The sequence below is a fragment of the Mesorhizobium sp. P2_C7 genome (genome assembly GCF_056404515.1).
Genome location: NZ_JBFUDW010000006.1, coordinates 265,503 through 290,904, shown reverse-complemented (window position 1 = coordinate 290,904; position 25,402 = coordinate 265,503). Strand labels below are relative to the sequence as shown.

At 59.8% G+C, this 25,402-nt stretch carries 22 protein-coding genes; 11 read left to right on the top strand and 11 right to left on the bottom strand.

Going from position 1 to position 25,402, the window contains the following annotated elements; genetic code table 11:
• Positions 1 to 5: 5 nt before the first annotated feature.
• The gene (locus AC1D2G_RS15335; protein ID WP_477414982.1) at positions 6 to 1,262 is read right to left on the bottom strand and encodes an ABC transporter permease; all 1,257 of its coding nucleotides are present in this window, start codon (positions 1,260 to 1,262) and stop codon (positions 6 to 8) included.
• A 23-nt stretch (positions 1,263 to 1,285) separates the two neighbouring features.
• Positions 1,286 to 2,359 (bottom strand): extracellular solute-binding protein, encoded by a 1,074-nt coding sequence (locus tag AC1D2G_RS15330; RefSeq protein ID WP_477414980.1) that lies wholly within the window; start codon positions 2,357 to 2,359, stop codon positions 1,286 to 1,288.
• Positions 2,360 to 2,750: 391 nt separating this feature from the next.
• Here AC1D2G_RS15330 and AC1D2G_RS15325 point away from each other — a divergent pair, with 391 nt between their 5' ends.
• Both AC1D2G_RS15325 and AC1D2G_RS15320 read left to right on the top strand, forming a co-directional pair.
• Complete coding sequence (locus AC1D2G_RS15325) at positions 2,751 to 4,247, top strand: 4-hydroxyphenylacetate 3-hydroxylase family protein (protein WP_477226555.1); 1,497 nt, start codon at positions 2,751 to 2,753, stop codon at positions 4,245 to 4,247.
• Between the two features lie 30 nt (positions 4,248 to 4,277).
• Positions 4,278 to 4,829 carry a flavin reductase family protein gene (locus AC1D2G_RS15320; RefSeq protein WP_477414978.1) on the top strand — a complete coding sequence of 184 codons (552 nt, stop codon included), beginning with the start codon at positions 4,278 to 4,280 and terminating at the stop codon, positions 4,827 to 4,829.
• A gap of 404 nt (positions 4,830 to 5,233) precedes the next feature.
• Here AC1D2G_RS15320 and AC1D2G_RS15315 read toward each other — a convergent pair whose 3' ends face one another.
• From AC1D2G_RS15315 to AC1D2G_RS15275, 9 genes are all read right to left on the bottom strand, one after another.
• A complete protein-coding gene (locus tag AC1D2G_RS15315; RefSeq protein ID WP_477414976.1) occupies positions 5,234 to 6,664 on the bottom strand; it encodes a UbiD family decarboxylase in 1,431 nt (476 codons plus the stop codon).
• A 231-nt stretch (positions 6,665 to 6,895) separates the two neighbouring features.
• The gene (locus AC1D2G_RS15310) at positions 6,896 to 7,375 is read right to left on the bottom strand and encodes a MarR family winged helix-turn-helix transcriptional regulator (protein WP_477414974.1); all 480 of its coding nucleotides are present in this window, start codon (positions 7,373 to 7,375) and stop codon (positions 6,896 to 6,898) included.
• 97 nt (positions 7,376 to 7,472) lie between these two features.
• Positions 7,473 to 8,714, bottom strand: coding sequence for an amidohydrolase family protein (locus tag AC1D2G_RS15305; protein ID WP_477414972.1), 1,242 nt, complete (start codon positions 8,712 to 8,714; stop codon positions 7,473 to 7,475).
• Positions 8,711 to 9,067 (bottom strand): hypothetical protein, encoded by a 357-nt coding sequence (locus tag AC1D2G_RS15300; RefSeq protein WP_477414970.1) that lies wholly within the window; start codon positions 9,065 to 9,067, stop codon positions 8,711 to 8,713. The genes AC1D2G_RS15305 and AC1D2G_RS15300 overlap by 4 nt, the downstream gene beginning before the upstream one ends.
• Positions 9,054 to 9,419, bottom strand: coding sequence for a Rieske (2Fe-2S) protein (locus AC1D2G_RS15295; RefSeq protein ID WP_477414968.1), 366 nt, complete (start codon positions 9,417 to 9,419; stop codon positions 9,054 to 9,056). The genes AC1D2G_RS15300 and AC1D2G_RS15295 overlap by 14 nt, the downstream gene beginning before the upstream one ends.
• 212 nt (positions 9,420 to 9,631) lie before the next feature.
• Positions 9,632 to 9,922, bottom strand: coding sequence for a YciI family protein (locus tag AC1D2G_RS15290; protein WP_477414966.1), 291 nt, complete (start codon positions 9,920 to 9,922; stop codon positions 9,632 to 9,634).
• Positions 9,923 to 9,993: 71 nt separating this feature from the next.
• Positions 9,994 to 11,184 carry an alpha-hydroxy acid oxidase gene (locus tag AC1D2G_RS15285; protein ID WP_477415150.1) on the bottom strand — a complete coding sequence of 397 codons (1,191 nt, stop codon included), beginning with the start codon at positions 11,182 to 11,184 and terminating at the stop codon, positions 9,994 to 9,996.
• A gap of 148 nt (positions 11,185 to 11,332) precedes the next feature.
• Positions 11,333 to 12,391 (bottom strand): C-terminal binding protein, encoded by a 1,059-nt coding sequence (locus AC1D2G_RS15280; RefSeq protein WP_477414964.1) that lies wholly within the window; start codon positions 12,389 to 12,391, stop codon positions 11,333 to 11,335.
• Positions 12,392 to 12,440: 49 nt separating this feature from the next.
• A complete protein-coding gene (locus AC1D2G_RS15275; RefSeq protein ID WP_477414962.1) occupies positions 12,441 to 14,336 on the bottom strand; it encodes a thiamine pyrophosphate-binding protein in 1,896 nt (631 codons plus the stop codon).
• A 384-nt stretch (positions 14,337 to 14,720) separates the two neighbouring features.
• Between AC1D2G_RS15275 and AC1D2G_RS15270 the strand changes: the two genes are divergently transcribed.
• From AC1D2G_RS15270 to AC1D2G_RS15230, 9 genes are all read left to right on the top strand, one after another.
• Positions 14,721 to 15,692 (top strand): ABC transporter substrate-binding protein, encoded by a 972-nt coding sequence (locus AC1D2G_RS15270; protein ID WP_477414961.1) that lies wholly within the window; start codon positions 14,721 to 14,723, stop codon positions 15,690 to 15,692.
• A 328-nt stretch (positions 15,693 to 16,020) separates the two neighbouring features.
• A complete protein-coding gene (locus AC1D2G_RS15265; RefSeq protein WP_477414959.1) occupies positions 16,021 to 16,875 on the top strand; it encodes an ABC transporter ATP-binding protein in 855 nt (284 codons plus the stop codon).
• Between the two features lie 58 nt (positions 16,876 to 16,933).
• A complete protein-coding gene (locus AC1D2G_RS15260; protein ID WP_477414957.1) occupies positions 16,934 to 17,410 on the top strand; it encodes a CoxG family protein in 477 nt (158 codons plus the stop codon).
• A 130-nt stretch (positions 17,411 to 17,540) separates the two neighbouring features.
• On the top strand, positions 17,541 to 18,632 hold the full coding sequence (locus tag AC1D2G_RS15255) for a zinc-dependent alcohol dehydrogenase (protein WP_477226567.1): 1,092 nt from the start codon (positions 17,541 to 17,543) through the stop codon (positions 18,630 to 18,632).
• 69 nt (positions 18,633 to 18,701) lie between these two features.
• Positions 18,702 to 20,099 carry an aspartate aminotransferase family protein gene (locus tag AC1D2G_RS15250; RefSeq protein WP_477226568.1) on the top strand — a complete coding sequence of 466 codons (1,398 nt, stop codon included), beginning with the start codon at positions 18,702 to 18,704 and terminating at the stop codon, positions 20,097 to 20,099.
• 52 nt (positions 20,100 to 20,151) lie between these two features.
• A complete protein-coding gene (locus AC1D2G_RS15245; RefSeq protein WP_477226569.1) occupies positions 20,152 to 21,222 on the top strand; it encodes an alpha-hydroxy acid oxidase in 1,071 nt (356 codons plus the stop codon).
• Positions 21,179 to 22,666 carry an NAD-dependent succinate-semialdehyde dehydrogenase gene (locus tag AC1D2G_RS15240; RefSeq protein WP_477226570.1) on the top strand — a complete coding sequence of 496 codons (1,488 nt, stop codon included), beginning with the start codon at positions 21,179 to 21,181 and terminating at the stop codon, positions 22,664 to 22,666. The genes AC1D2G_RS15245 and AC1D2G_RS15240 overlap by 44 nt, the downstream gene beginning before the upstream one ends.
• 19 nt (positions 22,667 to 22,685) lie before the next feature.
• Positions 22,686 to 24,449, top strand: a complete 1,764-nt coding sequence (locus tag AC1D2G_RS15235; protein WP_477414955.1) for a thiamine pyrophosphate-binding protein — start codon at positions 22,686 to 22,688, stop codon at positions 24,447 to 24,449.
• Between the two features lie 35 nt (positions 24,450 to 24,484).
• The gene (locus tag AC1D2G_RS15230; protein WP_477414953.1) at positions 24,485 to 25,357 is read left to right on the top strand and encodes an ABC transporter permease; all 873 of its coding nucleotides are present in this window, start codon (positions 24,485 to 24,487) and stop codon (positions 25,355 to 25,357) included.
• Positions 25,358 to 25,402 lie beyond the last annotated feature (45 nt).

Genomic DNA, 25,402 nt, shown 5'->3' with positions numbered 1-25,402 from the left:
AGGACTTACCCCACACTTAGTTTCGTGGTGCCGGCGAGCTTCGTGAACAGCCAGTAAAAGAGGTACACCGCGACGAGCAAGATCACGGATAGCGCCGCTGCAAGGCCCCAGTTCAAACTGCGGTTGACGTAGAAGACGATCATGTAGGGGATGCCTTGGTCATTCGGGCCGCCAAGAATGGCCGGAATAACGAAGACCCCAAGGCATTGTATGAACACCAGCAGAGCGCCTGCAGCGACACCCGGTCCGATCTGGGGCAGATAAACGCGACGAAAGGCGATCCAGGGGGGCGCACCCAACGATGCTGCGGCGCGCATGTGCGATTGCGGCACGGACTTCATGGCGCTGTAGAGCGGCAGCACCATGTAGGGAACGAAGATGTGCAACAACGAGACGTAGACCGCGAAGCGATTGAACAGGAGCTCAAGCGGCTGGTCGATCAATCCGAAGTCCATCAGGGCCTGGTTGACGATGCCATTTCGCTGCAACAGCACCATCCAGGACAAAGTGCGAACGAGGACGGCCGTCCAAAACGGCAGCAGGACCATGAAGATCAGCAATCGGGCCACGCGGTCTGAGACGCTCGCGGTTAGATAGGCAAACGGAAATCCAAACAGGAATGCCAGGACTGTGACGACGAGCGATATTTCGAAGGTGCGCATGATTGTGGGGACAAACACGCGATCCGATACGTCCACCAGCCGGACGTGATCCTGTGGATCCCGCCTCAGGTCCAGTGATGAGAGAAGATAGAAATCAGTCAGAGGCCCACCGGCCTGCCGAATGACCGACCAAGTCGCCACCTCTTCCCATTTGGGCGAGATGCCGGCCAGAACGTGCCGGGCGTCGGCGGAGGGGGAGGTACCTTGGACAGCCGTACGCGTTCTCATCAGCAGGGCGCGCATGCCTGGCAGGCCGTAGTTGAGACGCGTCCCGGCGCGCGCGACGATTTGCGTTGCTCCGCCACTCTTCAGGTCAGCAACGAGCGCCACGAAGGCGGCATCGGGAATGGGCTCGGCGTTGCTGGGGTTCCAGTCGGCGAGCGCGGCAATGGTTGCGGGAAGGGCCTCGGAGACCCCGCTGTCCACGACACTGCGGGTTAAAAGGTTTGCGACCGGCCCGATAAAGACCAGAACCAGAAAAACAAGGAGCGGAGCAATGAGGGCAAACGCGCGGATCTTGCCCGCGCGCTGCGATCTTTTGAGATCCCGGATCAGGTGCTTTGTATCGTCGGAGACCGTGGCATCGACCTCGACAAGCACTTGATTTCCCGAACCGTACAATGTCACTGACCTGCCACCCAGGTATCGAACCTCTTGGCGAGGGCGTCATAGTTGTTGATCCAGAAATCAGCATCCGATTTAAAGGTGCTTTTCAGGTTTTCAGGATCGGTGGACACGAACGGACGGATGTCGTCTGAGGTCAGCGGCAATGCGTTGCGGTTGGGAACCGAAATGGCGAGCATATTGGTGACCGCGGCCTGCGGTTCGGGCTGCGAAGCATATTCGAGGAACTTGTAGGCATTGTCGATCTGCGGGCTCTCCGTGATGATCGCCCAATAGTCCACATGAGTGATGGCATCCTTCAGCACCGCGCCCAGATTTGTTTTCTGTGTCTTGTTGAAAAAACGAATGCCGTTGTCGAAGGTAACCGTCATGACAACCTCGCCCGATGCCAGCATCTGCCTGGATTGGCCGACATTGGTCCACCACACGATGTCCTTCTTGAGTGCGTCGAGCTTCTTGAAGGCGCGGTCCACGCCCTCTGGCGTTGCCAGAACGCTGTAGACATCTGCTCCGGCGACACCATCAGCCAATAGTGCTATCTCCAGTGCATCGACCGGCGATTTGGCCATAGCCCGTTTCCCAGGCCACTTTTGCGTGTCCCAGAGATCGGCCCAGGATGTCGGCTCGGTCTTGACCACGTTCTTATCGTAGCCGAGGGCTGTGTTGTAAACCACGTACGGGATACCGCATTCGAAGCGTGGGTCTGCGATATTGTAGTCTTTGAGATTGGGAAGCTTCGATCTGTCGATTTTTGCGAAGAACCCTTCATCGCAGCCCTGCAGAACCTCGATATCCTCGGCCGCCACAACATCCCAGGTGTTGCCGCCGCCTTCCAGCTTGGTGCGAACGGCGCCGATGCCGGCGTCACGATCGTCGACGGCGACGTCGAGTTTACTCTGCTCCTTGAAAGGGGCCAGTACGGCCTTCTTGAGCGTCTCACCCAACGGTCCGAGGCTGACCGCCACGGTCAGGTCTTCTGCACGGCTGGCCTGAGAAGACAACAGCACCGCACCAAACGCGAGCGCAATACCAAGCTTGAGCGCTTTCGCACTCACTGCATCATTTCCGTTCATTTCATTCTCCCATTGTTTCGCCGCAAGGCGACCGTCTTCCACATACCAGACCAAGGCTTATGTCATTGTTTTATGTTATTATTTCTTGTCGTTCCCGGGGCGTTTTCCGATACAAAAGGTCTGCTGTCAGGCTTCGATAAAGCATACAGTCTGTAGATAATCTATTAGGTTTGTAATGGTGTCAAGGCAATGTGCCAACGACGCACTGCGCCCGGATGAACCCGGCCTTGTCTTTCGATTCTTTGCCCGAGAAATCCGGTTCCCGGGCGAGCGGATTTCCTCCCGCTTAGGGCAGGCGCAGATTGACAGCACCCGATAAATGTACAACATATAGCTACTTGTTGTATTTATAGTCGGACTGGAACGGTCTCTGCAGATGGAGGAAAAGACGATGATTGCGGCTACCCGTGCCTCTTCGGAGGCTACCACCCCGGCGTCATCTGGGCTGCGCACAGGCGATGAATACCTGCGTTCCCTGAATGACGGGCGCGTTGTCTACGTCGACGGCGAGAAGGTGGCCAACGTTGTAACGCATCCGGCCTTTGCCGCAGCTGCCCATTCGGCAGCGCGCCTCTACGACATTGCGTCGGACCCTTCGATGGCCGAGCGCATGACATACATCTCTCCGAGCTCGGGCGCACGCGTCCTGCGCGCCTACCAGATTCCACGAACCCACGCCGATCTGCGCGCCAAGCGGCTCGCTTCGGAAACTTGGTCGGAAGCGTCGTACGGCATGATGGGACGGACGCCCGACCATGTCGCCGGCTTCTTCTGCGGGTATGCAGCCGTTCCGGAAGTCTTCGCGTCAGCTGGCAAGGAATTCGGCGAGCGGGTCGTCAGTTTCTACGAGAAGATGCGCGAAAACCATCTGTGGGCCACCTATGCAATCGTTCCGCCGCAGATCGATCGATCCAAGCCCGCACACAAACAGAGCGACCCGACCCTCTACGCCGGCGTTGTCAAGGAGAAGGACGGAGGCATCGTTGTGGCCGGGGCCCAACAGCTGGCCACCGCGGGGATCTATTCCGACTATCTCTACCTGAGCTGTATCCACCCGTTGCAGCCAGGCGACGAGAACTACGCAATCGGCGTTGCCATCCCGATGAATGCGCCAGGCTTGAAACTTTATCCAAGGCGGCCCTTCGCCTTGCAGGCGAGCAACACTTTCGACCACCCCTTGAGCAGCCGCTTCGACGAGTCGGATTGCTTCGTGGTCCTCGACAATGTGTTCATTCCCTGGGAGCACGTCTTCATCTACCGCAACCTCGAAATCTGCAGGGATCAGTGGTGGAAGACGCCATCCCATCTCTACGGCAACCTTCAGGCCCAGGCGCGATATGCGACCAAGCTGCGCTTCATGATCGGCCTGGCAGCGCGGATGAACGAATCAACCGGGAATGCCAATTTGCCGCCAGTTATGGTGCAGATGGGCGAATTGGCGGCGCTGGTCTCGATCGTCGAGAACATGCTGGAGGCGCAAGAGACACTCGCCACGGTCGACGAGAAGGGCGTCCTCTGGCCGAGCAAGACTGCATTGTATTCCGTGATGGCACTGCAGTCGGAAATCAACCCACGGATGATCGAGATCATCCGTGAGCTGACAGGCTCCGCCATGATCACGATGCCATCGTCGGTCAAGGATCTGGAGAGCCCGGCAACCGCGGCCGACATGGACCGCTACATGGCGTCCGGCGTGAGCAGCGCGCGCGATCGGATCCAGCTTATGCGTCTGGCCTGGGATTTCGTCGGATCAGAGTTCGGCAACCGCCATCATCAGTACGAGAAATTCTACGGCGGTGCATCCTTCATCGTGAAACAGAACATGCTGAGGAGCTACGATATGAAACGTGCTACCGATCTCGTCGACGCCGCCTTGTCCGCGGTCTGACGCTGCATGACCGAAAGCGGGGATCGCACGATGGCGCACGAACATCTGAGTGTGGATTCAGCACGGATATTGCGTGACGCTTTCGGCACGTTCGCGACCGGGGTTGTCATCGTGACCGCCAATCACGCGGGAGAGAGGCTGGGGGCGACCGTCAGTTCGTTCAACTCGGTCTCGCTCGATCCGCCGCTAATCTCGTTCAGCATCGCGCGAAATGCCAAAGCCGTGCATGGCTGGAACAACGTCAACCAATTTGCTGTCAGCGTCCTGGCGCAATCACAGGCGGATCTGTCGACGCGCTTCGCCCGAAGCCTCGGTGACAAGTGGACGGGCGTCAGCACCTTCCTGGCCGGATCGATCGACGCCCGGTTGATTTCGGGCGCACTCCTCTGGTTCGAATGCGAGGTCTACAACCGATACGATGGTGGCGATCACATCATGATCCTAGGCAGGGTCGTCGCAGCAATGCGCAATAGCGAGGCGGCGGCGCCGCTGCTGTTCTTCGGCGGTGCCTATCGGAGCGTCGCGCCGCATACGCAAGGCGACAGGGTGCCTGACGAGGCGATGTGGCTACACGGTTGGTAAGATGTGACCGGCACCGGGCGCGTCGAGGTCAGGCGTTCCACCAATCAAGCCAAGCAGTGTTGAAAAAGTCGCCGTCCACGGTCGAAAACCCCGCGTACCACCTTCAACGAGTAGCGCTTCGGGGGCTCTGAGAACAGCAACCTCACTGTCACGGTTTCGCCGTGTCCCAGCCGACTTGCGTCTACGCTCGGATTGAGCGTTCATGGACCCGATGTGCCATGTCATCTTGCCATCGTAAACTGTAGATGGCGGATCTGTGAACAACAGTAGGTCGCCAAGAACGATCCATATGGAAGCGCCCAAGTGGTTCTCGGTCGTAGCCAATTTCCGTATCTTCGCATGTTTGGACCGTGACCACGTCTTACCAACTCAGCGCGTAACGAAGGCTTCGCGTGAGCTGTCGCTTAAGCTCCTTCGAAGAGGTGGTTCCATCGTTCTCTGATGTCATTGGCCTCTGTGATGCTGAGTGCGGATGTACGCGGGTAGCTGGCGAGGTGTTGGAACGGAATGCACGCGTCGATAATCATCTTGGAGTTGGAGGTCAGACCGATATCGCGATCCGCGGCGGAGATGCGGGGGTCAAGTGACGAACTCCAGGCATTGCGCACGATATCGACATCCTCCGACGGCTCCGCGCGCGTGGTCACCGCCCACATCACATCGGCAAGATTTGACGGATCGACATCATCGTCCACCAGCACGATCATGCGCCCCATATAGCTGTTGGCCGCAGCAATCAGACCAGCTCGTTTGGCATGCCCCGCATAGCGCTGTTTCAGTGAGATGACGGTCATCAATTGCGACACGTGCTGCCAGGCGCCGACGACATCGGCTACGCCCGCCGCCTCGATGTTGCCCCAGATGCTGGCCGCACGGAATGGCAGCCCGAAATGGAAACGCGGCGGCTTCATTGGCGGCGAGCCGAGCAGGATCGGGTCTGTGCGATGATGCGTGGCGTCGACCCGCATAACCGGCGCCGGACGCTTCTCCGCGGCGTAGTAGCCGGTGAACTCTCCGAACGGCCCCTCAGGCAAGCTCGTCTCGCTGAACGGCAGCAGCATCCCTTCCAGGACGATCTCGGCATGCGCCGGGATCGGCAGGCCCGTGACCGGACCCGGGTATACCTCGATCGGGGCACCCTTGATCGCGCCGGCGAAGTCGAGTTCGGACGCCCCCTCTGGAAGATACTCGAAGCCTGCGATGAAGATCGCCGGATCTTCGCCATTCACAATTGCGATTGGACATGGCTGACCGCGATCCCAGTACTTCTTCGAGATCATCGCCCCATGGCGGCCATTGTGATCGAATTGGACCGTCACGCGGTTCCTGTCGTGGACCTGGACGCGGTAGATCGAACAGTTGACCCAACCCGTGTCAGGATCGCGGGTGATAACGACACTACCGGATCCGATGTAGGCCCCGCCGTCGTTTCGATGCCAAATCGGGCTGGGATATTGCGATAGATCGACATCATCACCCGTCACGGAGTTTTCGAGATAGGGTGCATCCTTGATCTGGTTCGGTGAAACAGGTTTGAGACCGCCGCGCATGGTTTTCCAGGTCTTCAGGGCTTCCAGCGGTGGCAGGTTCGGATCGATGCCCAGGGCCAGAGCAGCACGGCGTGCGCTGACTGTCGCATTGGTGAAGATCCTATTGCCCGCTGGCTGACCTGGAATTGCATCGAACAGCAGTGCCGGGCAACGCGGGTGCCCGGCAGCTACCTCCGTGATGGCGCCGATTTCATGCTCGAGCGCTGCGCCGGAGACACGTCGCAGATCGCCGATTGCCTCAACGAGCGAAACGAAGTCGCGTAGATCTCTGTATGCAACGGCCATTTCAAACCTCGGTCTTTTTCTGTTCGCCCCGGCCCAGTTTCGGTGGACCGGTCATTTGTCAAATTGCCTGCCGGTTCAGCGCGTGACCACGATCAGCGGTCAACATTAATACAACACATAGATAAATCCATAGCTATGTTTTGTTGCTTTTTGTTGTCGACTTTTGATCGCGGCGCGTTCGGCCGAGGGCAGCGGTATCGTTGCAGTCGCGATGCCCTTCAAGCGCCACTTTCAGGCTTGAAGCCGGTCCTTACCGCTCGACCGTCCTGTTTGCGGATATTCCGATGATAGAGCGTCCGCAATTCGATCCAGTGCAGAGAACAGAACCTTGATTTCCTGTGCTGACATGCCTTGCTTGGCCGTGACATTCACGATCGAAGCTCGATCGAGAAGACGCGGGCGCAGCCCAGAACCTGCGGGCGTCAAGAACACGTTGATGTTTCGCCGATCCGACGAATTTCGCCGGCGCTCGACGAAGCCAAGGCGCTCGAGCTCATCCAGGATGGTGGTGGAAGACGCTGTTTCGACGCCAACCCGCCGAGACAACTCCGTTTGCGTCAGGCCATCCTCTTCCCAGAGCCGTTCAAGATGGACGAATTGCCCAAATGTTACGTCTTCCTTCGCCAATTCCAAGCGAAGCGCACGACTAAACGCCATGTGCGCCAACCTGAGTCGCTTGCCCAGGCCAATCTCCGATTTCGTGTCTGGCAACGGTTGTCCTCCTGCACCAATTGTGGACGTCGGCATTCGCCGATCTACCAAATGCCGCGACCCGACTACACGAAAATTGGCGCTGGTCCCTTTCAATTCATGCAGCAGGCGAGGCGATCCTCTCGGCCTTGCGGGCATGTTTCCATGGGGCGTAGCTCGGCTCCAGCTTGAAGAGCGATTGCGCGGTGCCGCCAAGGATGGCACGCTTGGCGCCTTCGGAGATAAACGGCAAGTCATAGATCGTGCTCGGCAGATCCATATCCCAGTGCGGATAATCCGACGAATAAAGCAACTGGCTTTCGGCCTTGATCATCTTGAAGGTCAGTTCAAGCGCTTCTCGATTCTCGACCATTTCCATTGGCTGAGACGTGTAGAACATCTCGCGCATGTAGTCGCTGGGCTTGCGCTTAAGCAAAGGCGCGTCGGAACTGCGCATCATATACTCGTTGTCCAGCCGCTGCATCAGGAAGGGCACCCAGGCCAGTCCGCTCTCGATCCATACCGTTTTCAAGCGTGGAAAGCGTTCTGGCAGACCATTGACCAGCCAGTTCGTCATATGCACCATATTGTGCCAGACGAAGCCCAGCGCATGAACCGAGATAAACCGGTTCATCAGGGCAGTCGATTTGTCGCCCCAGGTGTAGGCGGCGTGAAAGCCGAGCGGCAGGTCGCGTTCCTGCAGGGCCGCGTAAACCTTCATGTAGGCGTTGTCGTGAACGCCCTTGTAGTGGGTTGAGGTGACCATGAAACCGATCACCCCCTTCCGGTCCCCGAATTCCTCGATCACCTTCAGGCAGGCGTCGGGCTCGTTGAAGGGGAGATAGAGCATGGAAGTCAGGCGCGGCTCTTCGGCCAGAACATTGTCGCATAGCCAGCGATTGTAGGCTCGGGCGAGGGCGGTTTCGACCTCGATGCGCGGACAGGTAGCAATGTTGAGCATCGGCGTGGGGAACATGCAGGCCATGTCCACGCCCATCGAATCCATCCACCGCCGCATCAGCGTGATGTCGCGATGGATCGTTGGCGGAACCTTTTCGCGGCTGCGCATGGGATAGCGCGCCACGCGGCCGGTCATCTCCTGATAGGAACCGTCGACCGACGTCACCCCGCCTCGGGCCATGCCTTGGTATTTTGCCTCCATGCGCAACACCGGATCGTCGATATATTCGGCGATCTCCTGGAACGCTTCCGTTTCGTAGTGGTGGGAATCGACGTCAACGATCAGGAAATCCTCATAGCCGCGGGCAAGCGCCTGCTGCTTGGCATGATCGAGGTGAACCTCGGTATCGAAATTTTCGCGAGACGGCTCGATGAGATGGTTTCCGGGCGTGAAGGTCATGTCTCTGGATCTCCGTCTTGGATGTATTGGTTGTCACGCCGGCTGGAGCCGACCTTGGTCATCGCCTGCCAGGCCGCGAGCTCGAAGACTTCGATTCCCGCGCTTTCGAGGATAGCGGTACTGGCGATGACCGCATCGGTGGCCGAGAGGCGGCTGTTGCCGACTGCCAGCCGTATCGGGAGATTGCTCTGCGCTTTGGCCGCGAGGACACGAAGCAGCGCGGTAATGGTGCCAGCGAGCTGAGATTCCGAGATGCTCTCCAGATGGTCGGCATCGACTGCCAGTTCGCAGTGCCGGATGAGGTCTCCCGCCAGATCGTCGAAATATGGTGTGGGTGCGCTAGATGTCGACATAGATGCCGCCGTCACGGGTCACGACGTCGAATTTTCGCAGTTGCAATCGCGCGTCACAGACATGTTTTCCGGTTGCCAAGTGGAATTCATAGCCATGCCAGGGGCAGACGATGTGCATGTCGTCCGTGTTGAAGCGCTGCCCAATGAACAGGCCAGCGCCGTCGATGACGTCCTCGACCTGAGGGAGTTTGAGACCTTCGCAGGCCGGCCCGCCCTGGTGCGGACACAGGTTGCGGTACGCATAAAAGGCGTTGCCCTGGTGGATGACGCCGATCTCCAGCAAGTCGTGCTTGATGACGCGCGTCGTGCCCTCAGGCAGTTCGTCGATGTTGCAAACAAAATGCTCAGCCATGTATTTTCGACCTCAAATTGATAAGGTACCTTACTATATTCTTGTGTGACCGCGCGTCAAGTGCCGGCGCTTCCCCTGAGGCGAAGTTTTTCAGCCCGGGCTGCACGCTCCTTCGAATTCCAAGGAAAGAACGCGCCACGAGGGCGGGTGCGACCGCGCACAGGCGGTGTCGATCGCCCATCGCCCGCAATGTGCAGGGCCATGCCGAGAGCTCAGATCGACTGGCCCTTCTCGACTGATTTGCGAAAGAAGCGGACAGGATAGTCTTCGAACAGGCCGGCAAGGACGAACGGGTCGTCGCCAATGAGTTCTTCTGCCTCCTGCCTGTTGTCAGTATCGATGATCAACACCTGGCCGAAACGCTCGGACTGGTCGTCGGAAAGCATCGGCCCAGCCAGCCAGAGCTTTTCCATTCTGGTGATCCAGTATGCGTCATGGGCAGCGCGGTTGGCTGTCCGCAGGTCAATCGTGTTGGGCCGGCTTTTCATGATGGCGATGAACAATGCTATCTCCCTTCCGAGCGAGGATTTTGCGATTGGTACTCAACCTTGGATGCCGGCCCGGCAGGGCTTGCTCAAGGCGTTGTCAGGAACGATCTGTCGATTTCGCCGACCGTGTTTGCGCCGAGCATCGCCATGTCCCGGTCGATCTCCTGGCCGATCAACTGGATGGCATGGCGCACGCCCCCGCCGCCCAGCACGGCTGCGAACAGGAATGGCCGGCCGATGAAGACGAAGTCCGCACCTGCGGCCAGTGCCTTCAGCACGTCGGTTCCGCGCCGCACACCGCCGTCGAGCATGACACGCATGCCGTTGGCTTGCTGAACGATCTGCGGAAGCACATGCAAGGGCGATATCGCACCGTCCAACTGGCGCCCTCCGTGGTTCGAAACGATGATGCCGTCGACGCCGCATTCACGTGCCCTGGCCGCATCCTGAGCGGCAAGGATGCCCTTGAGAACGAAGGTGCCTTTCCAACGGTCGCGGATAGACTGGACATGGCTCCAGTTCAGCTGATCGCGCGCACCGATCGATCGCACCAGATTGCGTGAGAGAATCGGCGGGCCGCGGAAGGCGTCCATGTTCTCGAAACGCGGAACGCCAGTTGTCATCGTCCGTGCAAAAGTCCCGATCGACCAGCGCGGGTGAAGCAGGCCGTCGAGGGCCAGTCGAAGGCTCGGGCGAAGCGGAATGCTGAAGCCGGTCCGGATGTTGTTTTCCCGGTTGGCCGGGACTGGAAGATCGACGGTCAGCACAAAGGTTTCGTAGCCGGCCGCCGCGACGCGGTCGACCATCGCCTTGATCCGCTCGGGCTCGCCGGGAAGGTAAGATTGAAACCATCTGGCCGAACCCTCGGCGGCAAGCCGCTCGAGAGGCATGATCGATGTTGCGCTGACGATCATCGGAATGTTCTCGTCGGCGGCGGCCCGCGCAAGCACGAGGTCGCCTTCGAACGTCGACAAGCCGCTCAAGCCCATCGGGGCAATGCCGATCGGAAGTCGGTACTCGCGGCCAAACAACACGGTGGCCGGGCTGCGGGCCGAAACATCCACGAGCACTCTTGGCACCAACGCGGCCTTGAGAAAGGCGCTGCGGTTGGCGGCAAAGGACTGGCCCGTTTCCGCGGCGCCGGCATAATATTCGTAGATCGGACGCGGTAGCCTGCGGCGGGCGATGGTCTGGAAATCGTCGAGGTTCAGAACGGAAGTCAGCGCCCGCGCGGATCTCGACGATTGCCGTCTTCGTTCGGTGACAATTGTCGCCATTTTCGCGGAGTTGCCGGGAAGGTCGCCTGCCGGGGTCGATGCAGTCACCCCAGTGGTTCGCAGGTCGAGTTCCTGTTTTGGCGAGTTGCCGGCATTCACGCTACGGGTGCCAAGCAATGCGTTCTGGTCATCGGTCATGATCGCGCCGTCAACTGGTCGACATGACGAGCCCGGCTTGCTCGCGCTCGGTTGCATTCGACTGCCAGCCCGTATTCACATTGTTGCGCAGCTTTCCGCGCAAAAAGAAGTCGCGAATTACCTCGGCGGCGAGTGTGCGCATGTCGACGTAGGAAGCCTCGGAAAAGAACGCCGCGTGCGGCGTCAGCGCCAGGCGGCCTGCAAGCCATGGCTCCCGGCTCAACCACGCGGCGAGCAGCGGCGAGGCGACATCCGGCGGTTCGCTGGGGAGAACATCCAAGCCGGCAGCGCCGAGATGGCCCGACCGCAGCGCGGCCTCCACGGCATTCAAGTCGACCAGCTTGCCTCTTGCGATGTTGATGAGGATGGCGCCGGGCTTCATCTGCGCCAGCCGCTCCGCATTCACGAGCGAATGCGTCTCTGGCGTCAGCGGGGTATGAAGGCTCACCACATCGGAGGCGGCTAGCAATTCCTCAAGCGAACCCGCCCGCTTGAGGCCTATGCCCAGCTCGTGGCCCTCCGGCAAGAGCGGGTCATAGTAGACGACCTTCATATCGAATGCGCTTGCGCGCCGTGCCACGGCGGTTCCGATGCGGCCAAGGCCGACCGCGCCAAAGGTGGTTCCACGCAGACGGCGAACCACCGGAACGTTCTCGGCGAAATATTCGCCCACGAGGTTCGCCCTCAGCCGGGCTTCATAGCTTCCAAGCCCTCGAGCCAAATACAGCAACAGTGCCAGGGCGTGATCGGCCACTTCCGTTGTGCCGTAGTTCGGTACGTTGCAGACGGGGATGCCACGCCCGGTGCAAGCGGCCAGATCAATGTTGTCGAAGCCAACGCCGATCCGCACGATAAGCCGGCAGTTGTCCAGCATCGCCACAATGCCTGCGTCTATCCGCACGCGATGCCAGACAAGGAGTGCATCGCAGGATCGCCATACAGCTTCCGGAATCGCCCTGGCATCGTTCTCGTCGTGAACGTCGTATTCGAAGCTGTCTCCGGTCACCGACCGCTCGATGTCGAGGACCTTCACGTATGTATCGGGAACCAGTATCCTGAGTTTTGCCATGGCCGACGGATTCCGCCTGTAAAACAGTCTGTTAGGCGCGAGGCGCGCTTTATGAAGCGCCGCCGGCGGCGTAACCGGCGCCGATATGCACGTCGAGAACCACGACCTTGCCGGCTTGAACCGCAGCGACGGCTTTGCGCATTTCGCTAGCCAGTGTTTCCGCGTCGCGGATCGGCCCGACCCCCTCCGCGCCCTGAGCACGCGCCATCATTGCAATATCGGGAGCGGGGTCATCGATGCGCTGCCCAATCCATTTGTTTTCCACCGGCCGGTCTCTTCGACGTGCGACCCGTTCCTGGTGCAGTTCATCATTGAAGTACGAGCGGTTGTTGGCCACCACAACGAGCAGCGGGATGCCGTAGTGCACCGCCGTCCACAATGCCGTGATGCCCATCAAGGTGTCGCCATCGCCAAGGACGGCGACCGGCAAGCGGTCGGTACCCATCAGCGCCAGGGCCGAGCCGACGGCCATGCCCGGGCCGGAGCCGACACCACCGCCGCCGGAATGGCCGAGCTGATCCAGCGGATGGTTGAAATCGGTGAGTGCGCCGTCCCAGCCGAGCGGGATGCGCAGGAGCGATATCGGCGTTTCCCGCGCTGCACTGGCCATTGCGAAGGCGATGTCGGCAAGGCCAAGTTCCTCGGCCTTGCCGGGTTCTGCCGGCTGGCGTTTGAGCGCTTGATATGTCTGCTTGGCGGCGGGAAGGAGCGGCAACAAGCTCGAAACGAATGCTTCGGGTGTTGTTGCCAGGTGAATGTCGACGGGTGGCAGTGCCTGGTGGTCAAAGCTCCATCCGTTGTGCAACTGATGATCGACTGAAACCTGAATGATTTGCGCCTGGCAGGTCTTGCCCGGGAAATGCGTGGCGAGTACGCCCGCCAGATCGACCCAATCAAGCGACAGGATGACATCGGCCTCCTTCAGCCTTGTTGCGGCCGCCTTGGTAACCGACATGCCCGGAGCACCGGCATGAAGAGGATGCGCGGTCGGGAATGCGGCGCCGACCTTGAGGTCGGTAATCACCATGGCGCCAAGCCGCTCGGCCAGCGCGACGCGCTCCGCCCAGGCCTGCACATCACGCGAAACGCGGCCCATAAGGATGACCGGATGTTTGGCGCCAGCCAGGGCCGCAGCAGCAGCTTTCAGCATAGCCTCATTTGGCGCGGACGCCGCAACCGGTTGATAGCGATCGAGCGATGGCAAGGGAGAACCTGGAATAATGGCCTCCTCCTGAATCTCTGAATCCAGGTTGATATAGATCGGACCCTGAGGCGCCGTCATCCCAAGCTGCATACCACGCAGGATCGCCTCTTCGGCGGCCGCCAGGGAGGCAGGCTGGTCGTCCCATTTGACGTAGCCGCGGATCATCGATCCCTGGTCACGTGCGCAGTGGATCCAGTCGATGAACGGCCTCCGCTTGGCCGCGTCGACCGGACCGGTTCCTCCAAGAATAAGCATCGGCACGCGGTCGCACCAGGCGTTGAAGATGGCCATCGTTGCATGCATCAGTCCGACATTGGCATGGAGAGCGACCGCCAGCGGCTTTCCGGTAACCTTGGCATATCCATGCGCGATCGCCACGGCATGCTCCTCATGGAGGCAGACCAGCATCTGTGGATTGGCGTTGCCGCCGAAATTCACGACGCTGTCATGCAGCCCGCGGAAACTCGAGCCCGGGTTGAGACACAAATATTTCAGATCGAAGGCAGCCAGCAGACTGGCGACCCGATCGCTACCCCACAGCTCATCCCCCGCCTGGAACGACGCCGGAACCTCTGGCCGGCTCGGCCGCGTACGCGATGAATGTTCGTTTCCGGCGCTATCTGTCATGGCAAACCAACTCGAATATCGTGGCCGCGGCCAGCTCGGTTTACGTTCAATATGTAGATGAATAGTGAAGCTATTTCCCTGCATGTCAAGCCTCTCCGAGAACAAAGCGCGCATCGACCAATCGCGTATCCCAGGCGGACAGCGTTCATGGCCCCGGCCAGTCTCATCAGCCGAGGCCTTGAAGATCTGAAGCGCCATCAGGCGGGTACACACGAAACTGCACGGCGAGCCGACGCCTCGAGGAATCCGGGCTGCGGGGTTGCCCAAAATTAAGTGCCATTCGAGGCCTTGAATACACTTTGTATCTATGTAATGTTAGTTTCTGATGTAGCTAAATTAGGCCATAGAGCCTCGACGACCATTGGTTGATCGCAAGGGCTGCATCCGCGAGGCGAGCGTGCTCACGGCGCGATCGCTCTGTTGGGAACGGATGACTGTTATCTGCGCTGAAAGTCTTGGCCACCGATGCCTCGACGGCGCCCATCAATGGAGGTTGATATGCTCAATATGAGGGTTCTGCCGCTCTTCGCCGTCGGCGCGATGTTATTTGCGTCAAATCCGGCGGCAGCGCAGCAACTTGAGAAGGTTAAGGTCGCGACGACATTCCTTGGGCTTTGGGATACGTCTCAGCCAACGCTTTGCAAGCAGCGCGGCGAGTTCGAGAAGGCGGGCCTCGATGTTGAGGTCATTTCCACACGAGGGGGGTCGGAGAACGTGCAGGCCGTAGTGGCCGGCGGTATGGATATCGGCTACTCGCCCGGCATCAACGCCGTTCTGGCCGCGTCGATGCAGGGTGCGAAAATCAAGATCATCAGTGCGGAGTTCATGGGCCAGAACGACACGTTCTTCTATGTTCCTGCGGCAAGCCCCATCAAAGGCATCGACGACTTGACAGGAAAGACGGTCGCCTTCTCGCGTCCGGGAGGCGCCACCGAGGCGGCTCTGCTCGCTCTCAAAACCGAGAAGGGTATCGACTTCAAGCCGACAGCGACTGGCGGCATGGATGCCACTTTCACAATGATAATGACTGGTCAGATCGACGTGGGTTATTCAGTGCCTCCGTCCGTGCTCGGTTCGGTCGAGAAGGGCGAGGTGCGCGTGCTCTTCTCCGGCGATGACATCAAATCCCAGGCCGATTTGACCGGCCGTGTCATTATCGCGAATTCGGATTTTGTCTCCGGCCACCGGGATGTTGCCGAAAAGTTCCTCAAGGTCCTGGATGGGTGCATCGATTGGGCCTACGCGAACCCAGAGCCGTCTGCGAAGTTCTACGGCGAACTCAACAAGGTAGATGCGAACATCGCTGCGAAGGGCCTCGCCTTCTACAAACGGCCTGCCCTGGCCTTCGGACCGATTGCCCATCTGGACCGGGTTATTGATCAAGCTGTCGCAGGAAAGTCGATCAGCAGGCGTCTAACAGACGATGAGCAGAAACAACTAATCGACATTGTTTATTCGACTCCGAAGTAGGCATTCGAAAGAAGGCTTTACGAATAGGCGTCTTAAATACGGATGATAATTTTAGAAATGGATGGATCGTTGAAAGGCGATCCATCCACATGTTCTTTGATTGATGAAATCATCGCTTTAATATTTAAGTCTCGCATGTTGACAACGCCTTTATCCTCTCCAATGATAAGGTACCTTATGTTTGGTAGGCGACTGAGACGCGTTATCGAGCCGAAGCCATAAGAGCGATCCGCAATTGGGCCGCGCTCTGAAGATCGAAGACCGGAGGGATGAGAGTGTTCCCAGCCAGGGCCAAGAGCCGCCAGCTACAAACAGGGATTTGACACCCATGAACGTGCCTCAAACGCTCGTCACTCCGCCTGCCGCAGCCGACGCTCCCATTCCGGCACTTGCCCTGCGGAATGTCGGAAAATCCTATGGTGAAGGTGCTGCTGAAACCTGGGCTGTACGGGATTTCTCTTTCGACGTGCAGCCTGGTGAATTCATCTCGATCATCGGGCCAAGCGGCTGCGGTAAGTCGACGCTATTCAGCATCATAGGCGGGTTCTTCTCGCGCTATTCCGGTGAGGTTCTCGTCGAAGGGCAGACTGGTGCACAAATTCGGAAATCGATCGGCAGCGTTTTTCAGGAAGAATCCACATTTCCCTGGCGAACCGCCCTCGACAATGTCGCCTTTCCGCTCGAGGCCGCTGGTGTGCCGAAGCGCGAGCGGTTGGAGCAGGCGAGAGACCTGATCGCCTTGGTGGGTCTCAACGGCTTCGAGAACCATTATCCGTCAGAAATGTCTGGCGGCATGCGCCAGCGTATCGCCATCGCGCGAACTTTGGCGGCGAAACCAAAAATTCTTCTGATGGATGAGCCCTTCGCGGCGCTGGATGAGCAGACGCGCATGCTCCTCGGCGACAAGGTCCTGCAAATTCAGCAGTCGCTGAAGCAGACCACGTTGCTCATCACGCACAACATCACCGAAGCGGTTCAGCTCAGCGACCGCGTGATTGTAATGACCTATCGGCCCGGTCGCATCAAACGCATCGTGGAAATCGACCTGCCGCGCCCGCGTACGTCGGAGATCATCGGCAGCGAAAGATTCGGTCGGATCGTCGGCGGCATTTGGGCGGATCTTCGCACCGAAGCGAGCCTGGGGATGGCCGAGGCGGAAGTGAAGCAACAGACCGGCGCCTAGCCCGATTCTGGCCGGGGCGAGCAGCAGCGAAGTCATCGATACAGGAAAAGGTTGAGCGATGAAGTTGAGCGGAGACTATCCACTTCAGTTTCCTCCCGAAGTGGTATGGCACTACCTGAACGACGAACAGACCCTGCTGAAATCCATTCCCGGTTGTCAGTCCCTAACACGCACGTCGGATACGTCGTTTAACGCCGTCGTGTCCGTGAAGCTCGGTCCGGTCAGCGCCAAATTCAAGGGCGATGTCGAACTGACGGATCTCGACCCGCCTTTCGGCTACACGATCTCCGGCACGGGCAGTGGCGGCATCGCCGGCTTTGCCAAGGGCAGCGCGCGCGTTCGTCTGACACCCGTCAATGGTGGCACGACGCTCGCCTATGAGGTCGATGCTCAGATTGGCGGCAAGCTCGCGCAACTCGGTGCGCGGCTCATTGATTCCACCAGCAGGAAATTGGCTCTGGAGTTCTTCGAGAACTTTGGCGAGCAGGTGGGACAGCATGCTTCCGGCAAGGTTGCGGCGTCGCCGCGCGGTTGAAGCGCAATGCAGATGGTGGACCGCAGTTCAGTCCTCGTAGAAATAATAATTAAATAGCTTAATCATGTAGCTTTTTGATTGACCTAAATTGGCAGACAGGGTTTAATCCCACCAACGACGGAGTGCGAGAATGAAGTCCTGGTTGTCCTATGGCTTTAACGATATGCGGTTGGAAGATGCGCCCATGCCATCGGCGGATCCTGGCTGGGTGGTTTTGCGAACGCGCGTGCTGGAATTGTCCGTGACGGAAGTGGCCGAGTTTCGCGGCCTGCCGGTTTCGGGGCACGAAACCTTGAAGGCTATGTTCGCCAAGCAGCGCCCGGTCCCGCTTTTTGGGCATGAGTTCTGTGCTGAGGTCGTCGAGGTCGGCAAGGGTGTCGAGAACGTCAAGCTTGGCGAGCGCGTGTTCTACCATCGCGGCGTTCCATGCGGCGGCTGTAAATATTGCAATGCGGGACTGTCTACGCTCTGCCGATCGGTCATCAACGTCGGCGAAGATACGCCCGGCTGTCTCGCCGAGTATTTCGCGGCGCCGGCGCGGATGCTTGCTGCGGTTCCCGATGAGGTGTCGGACTTTGAGTGCGCGGCCCTTCAGCCTCTCGTGTCGATCGTCGGTGCGATCGAGGGCGTGGGCATATCCATGGGCGACACGGTCGCGGTCATCGGGCTCGGACCCATGGGGCTCGATTCGCTCCAAGTTGCGCGCGCCGCGGGGGCAGGCAAGGTTATCGCCATGGCGCGTCGCGAGCCGGTGTTGGAGCTGGCAAGAAAGCTCGGCGCCGACATTACCGTCAACGTGACTACGACCGACCCGGTCGCTGCCGTAATGGAGGCGACAAATGGCCTTGGCTGTGACGTGGTCATCGAGTGTGCCGGTGGCAGCCGCGAGCAGGGGCATGCCGGCACAGACGCATTCCAGCAGGGACTCCAGATGCTGCGGCATGAAGGACGCATCATGGAGGTCGGTCATCTGCCGGTGGGCACCGAGGTCGTCTATGGCCTGATCGAGAAGAAGGGGCTGCGCGTTTACGGACGCCGGTTGCCGTCCCCGAAGATGGTGCGATACGCGATCGACCTGGTCGCCTCGAAGCGAGTGCAGATCGAGCCCACAATCACGCACAAACTGGAGGGGATTGAGAAGGTACCCGATGCCTTTGAGATCCTCGGCAACAAGTCAGTCTATGGCGCGATCAACCCGCCTCAGGTCGTCGTCTGGCAATAACTCGGCTGTGGCCAATCGTGTCGTTGCCAGCCGCCGCACGGTCTGGCGGTAACAAAGTGGAGCGCTTTGATGATTTCGGAAGAAAGCTTGGCAGCCCTGTCCTATCCGATCATGCCGAGGATCGTAACCAACGAGTTTCCGGGACCGATCGCACGCACGCTGATCGAGCGGGCTCTCAAAGCCCAGAGTCCCACCAGGCCTTCCGTTCGTGGACGCCTGGTTGTGGAGGGCGGCAAGGGCGCCGGAATCCAGGATCCCGATGGCAACATCTTCCTCGACATGTCCGCCGGCGTTGCGGTGTCGAGCGTGGGACGGAACCATCCTAAGGTCGTGGCTGCGATCAAAAGCCAGTCGGAAAAATTGATGCATTCGGCCGGCCTGATCAATGAGACCACTGTAGCGCTGGCCGAGAAACTGGCTTCGACGATGCCGCGTGGTTTGCGCGACGAATGCTTCACCTGGTTCGGGATGAGTGGTTCGGGTGCGATCGAAACGGCTTTGAAATTTGCCAAGGCGATCACCGGCAAGTCACAGATTGTCGCCTTCGAGGGAGCCTACCATGGCGTATTCCATGGTTCGTTGGCACTCACGACCCGCGAGAACTTCAGGGCTGGGTTCGGTCCGCTGATGCCGGGCGCAATCCACATGCCGTATGCCTATTGCTACCGTTGCTTCGCCGACCTGCGCTATCCGGAATGCGAGGTGCGCTGTGCCAAGTACCTCGATTACAAGCTCACCACTCCGAACACGGGCGCCGACGACGTCGCGGCCGTGATCATCGAATCCATGCAAGCGGACGGCGGCTACATCGATCCGCCTGTCGAATTCATGCAGATGTTGCGCGAGACCTGCACCAAGAAAGGGATTCTGCTGATCGTCGACGAAGTGCAAGCGGGCGGCGGGCGGACTGGCAAGATGTGGGCAAGCGAGCATTTCGGCATTGTTCCCGACATGGTCGTATGGGCCAAGGCTATCGGCGGCGATATGCCCCTTTCCGGCCTCACGATTCACGAGCGGTATCGAGACAAACTTCCACTCGGCTCCCAGGTTCTAACTGCTGCTGAAAATGCTGTCGCCAACGTCGTCGCGCTGGCCAACCTGGAAATCCTGACCGACCCCGCGGACGACCTCATTGGTCGCGCGGCCATCGTGGGGGCCGAAATGAAGGCGGAGTTGACCGCAATTGCCGCCAAAAGCCGGTTCATGGACGATGTGCGCGGTCGTGGCTTCTTCATCGGTATTGAACTCGTTTCCGACAAGGCGACCCGCACGCCCCTCGACGCCAAACGGGTCGGAGCGATCCTCCAGCGCTGCGAGCAGCTCGGCGTACGTGTCATGGCGTGTGGTCGCTATGGTTCGACCATTCGTCTTATGCCGCCGCTGGTCACCACGAAGGCTCACCTGTGGGAAGGGATACGCATATTCGCCGCCGCAGTGGCCGAGGTGGAAGCGACGTCCCTTCACTGAGGGGCCGCAGTGTCAAGAGAAGAGCAAGTCTGCCGGGTGTAGCGAGGGAAATGTGAGCGAATTTACGTGCAATCAGGAAATCGTGACGCTCGCACGGCGCAATCTAACCCAGGATGTCTGGGACTATCTGACCGGCGGCGCGGAATCGGAAATGACGATGCGACGCAACCGGCACGCACTCGACAGCTACGCCTTTATTCCTCGCGTCTTGCGCGACATGTCCGAGATCGATGTGTCGACGACGGTCGTTGGCAACAAGGTCCGGATTCCCGTGCTGCTGGCGCCGATCGGTTCGCTGCAGGCGATATCTGTCGGCGGCGGTGTCAGTGCGGCACGTGCGGCCGCGGCTTTCGGAACCATCCCGATTATCAGCTCGATAACCGAGCCGTCGCTCGAAGAGATCGCCGCAGCAACGGACGAGCCCAAGATCTTCCAGCTCTACGTACGCGGTGATTTCGATTGGGTGAAGGCGATCCTTAGCCGTGTGAAGAATGCCGGCTACACCTCGCTCGCGCTGACGGTCGATTCCGCCTACTACGGAATCCGCGAGCGCCAGCTTATGAACCGGTGGTTGCCGCCCAGTGTGAAGGCCCAGAAGGACCGTCATCTGCAGGCAGCGATCACTTGGGATCTGATGGCCCGGATTCGGGATTTCTGGGATGGCTCCTTCATACTGAAGGGGATCGCCTCGGCCGAGGATGCCCAGATGGCGATCGAACGCGGCGTCGACACGCTCTATGTTTCCAACCATGGCGGACGCCAGTTGGACCATTGCCTGGGTGCGCTGGACACGCTGGCCGAAATCGCGCCGCACGTGAAGGGCAGGGCGGAACTGATTGTCGACGGCGGTTTTCTGCGAGGCACCGACGTCATCAAAGCCGTTGCCCTTGGCGCCAGTGCTGTGGCGATCGGTCGTCTTCAGGGCTGGGCGCTCGCCGCTGGCGGTGAAGCGGGTCTGGTGCGCTGCCTGGAACTCATCGAGCGGGAGATCATCAACGCCCTGGGTCTCCTGGGCGTGAATGACTTTTCGCAGCTGACCGCCAGCTACGTGCGCAAGGCCGATGTCATCGGACCCACGCATGAGCTCAGCACTTTCTACCATCTCAAAGATCGTTTGGTCTGAGGAACAAGCCATGCATGATCAGCTCGCGCACCTGATTGCAGGAGAGTGGACCAAGGGCAGCGGGCGCGAGACGCTGGCAGTTGTCAATCCCGCATCAGAAGTCGAACTCGGACGCCTTCCTGTCGCAGTGATGGCCGACCTGGATCGCGCGCTGGAATCTGCGGAACTCGGATTTGTCATGTGGCGCAAGGTTTTGCCGCAGGAGCGCGCCAAGGTCGTGCGGCGCTTTGCGACGTTGATCCGTGAGAATGCAGCACTTCTCGCGCCGACGATCACAGCCGAACAGGGCAAGCCGCTTACGGAGGCAAAGGCCGAGGTTGCCGCCACCGCTGAACTTATCGAGTGGCTATCAGAGGAGGCGCGCCGGATTTATGGGCGAGTGGTTCCATCCCGCTACGAAGATAGCAGGATCCTTGTCACGCATGAGCCGGTGGGGCCAGTCGCAGCATTCTCGCCCTGGAATTTCCCTTGCATGATGGCGGCCCGTAAGATCGCGCATGCTGTCGCGGCGGGCTGCTCGGTCGTCTTGAAGCCGTCCGAGGAAACGCCTGGCGCGGCAGTCATTCTGGGCCGGCTGTGCCTTGAAGCCGGGATCCCGAAGGATGTCGTCAATATCGTCTTCGGCAATCCTGCCGAGATTTCCGACTATCTCATTTCCAGCCCTGTGATCAAAAAGGTCAGCCTGACGGGATCTGTCGCGGTCGGGAAACATGTGGCGCAGATGGCAGCGCGCGCGTTGAAGAAGGTGACGCTGGAACTTGGCGGCCACTCGCCGGCGATCGTCATGGCCGATGCGGATGTGGATCGCGCCGTGGAACAATGCGTCAAGGCCCGCTTCCGCAATGCCGGACAGGTTTGCACGGCACCGACACGTTTCTTCGTCCAGTCCGAGGTCATGGAGCACTTTTCGCAGCGTTTCGTTGCAGCGGCAGCCAAGATCACCGTCGGCGACGGCGCGGAAGACAGGTTTCAGATGGGGCCGGTGGCGAACCGTCGAAGATTGGAGGCCATGGAAGGCTTCGTGCAGGATGCCGTCGACCGCGGCGCGCAGGTGGCCGCCGGCGGCGCCCGCGTCGGCAATCGCGGTTTTTTCTATTCGCCCACCGTTCTGACCGGCGTCCCCGATGGCGCCGACGTGATGCAGCAGGAACCGTTCGGCCCTGTCGCACCGATCGTAGCGTTCGACGATTTGGGCGAAGTCTTGAAAAGGGCAAACAGCCTTCCCTACGGTTTGGCCGCCTATGCATTCACGCGTTCTCACCGCAGCGCCGCAGTTCTGTCGGATGGGCTGAAAGCGGGAGTCGTCGCTGTGAACGGTGTGACCGTGACGGCGCCCGAAGCACCTTTCGGCGGCGTTGGCGACAGTGGCCTGGGCCGAGAAGCCGGGATTGAGGGGCTACTCGAGCACACCAACATCAAAACCATCGTCGAAACGTTCGCTTGACGGACGGCAGGGACCTCAAATGACACCCGACATTCCGCTTCCCGCTCAAGACGCCCGGATGGTCTGGGGGAGCGACGTTGCCGCCGAGATGCTCCGTCGGCTTGGGATTGAGTATGTATGCGTCAATCCCGGATCGAGCTTTCGCGGCCTGCATGACAGTCTGATCAACTATCTCGCCAACGAGTCGCCGGCGATGCTGCTGGCGCTTCATGAGGAAAGCGTCGTCTCTATTGCGCATGGCTATGCAAAGGCGACGGGTCGCCCGATGGCCGTGGTGTTGCACAGCAATGTCGGGCTGATGAACGGCATGATGTCGATATTCAATGCCTGGTGCGATCGTGTGCCGATCATGATGCTCGGTGCAACAGGCGCGGTCGACACCGCGGTTCGTCGCAACTGGATCGACTGGCTACACACCAGCCGCGACCAGGGTGCATTGATCCGCAATTTCGTCAAATGGGACGACCAGCCGACGTCGCCCTCCGCCATCGTCGAGGCAATGTTGCGCGCCCACATGTCGGCCTGCACGGCGCCGTGCGGGCCGTCCTATGTCGCGCTGGATCGGCGCCTGCAGGAAGATGCGTTGACCGGCAACGTGGAATTTCCGGATTTCGACTTGTTCCGCACGCCCGCGCCATCGCGCGCCGCCGATGAGACGATCAACGAGATTGCCGGTCTGCTCGTCGCCGCGCGGAAACCTGTATTGCTGGTCGGCCGCGTCTCGCGTTCGCCGCAAGATTGGGAACAAAGGATTCGTCTCGCCGAATTGCTCGACGCCCGCGTCATCACCGACCTCAGGATGGGTGCCAGCTTTCCGACCGACCATCCGCTTCACGGCGCGCCGCCCGACCTCTTTCTGACGCCGGTCAACCGGCAGATTCTGGCTGAAGCCGATGTCGTCCTCAGCCTGGATTGGGGCGATACCGCGGACGTCATGCGCCAGGCTGCCGTGGACGGAAAGCATCGGGCCAAATTGATCCAAGTTTCCATCGACCACCACGTCCACAACGGATGGTCTGGCGATCACCAGAGACTGGTCGGCGCGGACTTGCGCCTGGCTGTCGATCCGGACACCCTGTTGAGGTCGCTCTCGGATGCGCTCGAGCGGCTGGGCATGCAGCGAAGGCCCTATCCCGTGCCGAGCCCCGCTGAACGGTCCGGTCAACGACGCAGCAAGGGCACACCGCGCCTCGAGGATATCGGCACGGCGCTGTCGGCGGCACGCGGAGGGCGCAAACTATGCCTGGCGCGCGTGCCGCTGAACTGGCCGGCAGGATCCTACGTCTTCCACGAACCGCTCGATTATCTGGGCTATGACGGTGGCGGGGGTGTCGGCTCGGGCCCGGGCATGACGATCGGGACGGCGCTGGCCCTGAAGGACACGGGCCGACTGGCGGTTGGCCTGATGGGAGACGGCGAGTTCCTGGGTTCACCGACCGCGCTTTGGACTGCGTCCCACTACAAGATCCCGGTGTTGATCGTCGTCGCCAACAACCGGAGCTACTACACCGACGAGGTGCAACAGGAATCGGTCGCAAAGCAACGCAACCGACCCGTGGAGAACAAGTGGATCGGCCAACGCATAGACGATCCGCCCATCGATATTCCGGGCATCGCCAGGGATTTCGGCTTCTCATCTGAACCAACCGTCGCGGATGTTGCCGATCTTGGCGCTGCCATTGAGCGCGGGCTGAAAGCGGTCGAGGCCGGCCACTGCTACCTTCTCGACATCACCATCGACTCGTCAGAAGGGTCCAGCCTCGAATGGCTCAACCATCACTAGGAGGTCTCCTGCTTGAACCGGATGATCAGCCCGCAATGTCTTTGGTGAAGGAAAATTCCGCAGGACCGGACAACGCGACGTCGGTGACCGCAGTCACCGCGGGAAACGCTGGCGGCGGCCGCCCGGATGGACGCCGGCCGCGGTATGGTATCGGAAGGATCATTTCCCGCACACTCGATCCCGCGACCCTGTTCGGGATCGCCAGCGCGCTGGTGGCCCTGGCCATTGTCGAAGGACTGGTCCGATTGGATATCGTCTCGCCCGTGATCATTGCTCGGCCGAGCGATGCCATTGCCGGGCTCTTCGTGGGGGATCTGCGCGCCGAATTGTTCCACGGCGCAGAACTGACCTTCGCCCTGGTCGGCGCTGCACTCATCCTGGAGATCTGCATTGCGGTGCCGCTAGGCTACTTTCTCTACCGCTATCGCGATTTTGGACTGGCTTACGAAGGCTGGCTGGCGGCGTTGTTCGCGGCACCGATCTTTCTTCTCTACCCACTTTTCATGGTCATCTTCGGAAGAAACGATTTCACCCTGATCTTCATGGGCTTCGCCTCGGGCGTGATTCCCATTATCACGCATGTGAGGGCGGCCTTCATGTCCGTTCCCGAAACGCTGATAAAGGTCGGGAAAAGCTTCAGTCTTTCGGACGCTGCCATATTCCGCCAGATTATCCTGCCTAGCGGGGCGCCGACGATCTTCGCCGGAATCCGGCTCGGGCTCCTCTACACGCTGATCAACATTGTGGCGGTGGAATATCTCGTCGATGCCGGCGGCCTGGGGCGGATCGTGTCCGATCGCTACTACCGCTTCGACGTCATAGGCACCTATACCGCGATCATCGCCATTGCGCTCGTCAGCATCCTTGCAAACGCAATCGTCAACAGGCTCGAGAAGCTTGTGAGGTGACATGAGAATCGCCATCCCCTCCTCGGGAACCACGTTCTTGTCCAA

Bases quoted from the DNA above. Each gene is read 5' to 3' on its own strand.
- AC1D2G_RS15300 (WP_477414970.1), bottom strand. From the start codon at position 9,067: ATGTCGACATCTAGCGCACCCACACCATATTTCGACGATCTGGCGGGA.
- AC1D2G_RS15330 (WP_477414980.1), bottom strand. From the start codon at position 2,359: ATGAACGGAAATGATGCAGTGAGTGCGAAAGCGCTCAAGCTTGGTATT.
- AC1D2G_RS15305 (WP_477414972.1), bottom strand. From the start codon at position 8,714: ATGACCTTCACGCCCGGAAACCATCTCATCGAGCCGTCTCGCGAAAAT.
- AC1D2G_RS15250 (WP_477226568.1), top strand. From the start codon at position 18,702: ATGATTTCGGAAGAAAGCTTGGCAGCCCTGTCCTATCCGATCATGCCG.
- AC1D2G_RS15270 (WP_477414961.1), top strand. From the start codon at position 14,721: ATGCTCAATATGAGGGTTCTGCCGCTCTTCGCCGTCGGCGCGATGTTA.
- AC1D2G_RS15295 (WP_477414968.1), bottom strand. From the start codon at position 9,419: ATGGCTGAGCATTTTGTTTGCAACATCGACGAACTGCCTGAGGGCACG.
- AC1D2G_RS15275 (WP_477414962.1), bottom strand. From the start codon at position 14,336: ATGCGCGCTTTGTTCTCGGAGAGGCTTGACATGCAGGGAAATAGCTTC.
- AC1D2G_RS15255 (WP_477226567.1), top strand. From the start codon at position 17,541: ATGAAGTCCTGGTTGTCCTATGGCTTTAACGATATGCGGTTGGAAGAT.
- AC1D2G_RS15325 (WP_477226555.1), top strand. From the start codon at position 2,751: ATGATTGCGGCTACCCGTGCCTCTTCGGAGGCTACCACCCCGGCGTCA.
- AC1D2G_RS15260 (WP_477414957.1), top strand. From the start codon at position 16,934: ATGAAGTTGAGCGGAGACTATCCACTTCAGTTTCCTCCCGAAGTGGTA.
- AC1D2G_RS15230 (WP_477414953.1), top strand. From the start codon at position 24,485: ATGTCTTTGGTGAAGGAAAATTCCGCAGGACCGGACAACGCGACGTCG.
- AC1D2G_RS15285 (WP_477415150.1), bottom strand. From the start codon at position 11,184: ATGGCGACAATTGTCACCGAACGAAGACGGCAATCGTCGAGATCCGCG.
- AC1D2G_RS15265 (WP_477414959.1), top strand. From the start codon at position 16,021: ATGAACGTGCCTCAAACGCTCGTCACTCCGCCTGCCGCAGCCGACGCT.
- AC1D2G_RS15240 (WP_477226570.1), top strand. From the start codon at position 21,179: ATGAGCTCAGCACTTTCTACCATCTCAAAGATCGTTTGGTCTGAGGAA.
- AC1D2G_RS15315 (WP_477414976.1), bottom strand. From the start codon at position 6,664: ATGGCCGTTGCATACAGAGATCTACGCGACTTCGTTTCGCTCGTTGAG.
- AC1D2G_RS15280 (WP_477414964.1), bottom strand. From the start codon at position 12,391: ATGGCAAAACTCAGGATACTGGTTCCCGATACATACGTGAAGGTCCTC.
- AC1D2G_RS15320 (WP_477414978.1), top strand. From the start codon at position 4,278: ATGGCGCACGAACATCTGAGTGTGGATTCAGCACGGATATTGCGTGAC.
- AC1D2G_RS15235 (WP_477414955.1), top strand. From the start codon at position 22,686: ATGACACCCGACATTCCGCTTCCCGCTCAAGACGCCCGGATGGTCTGG.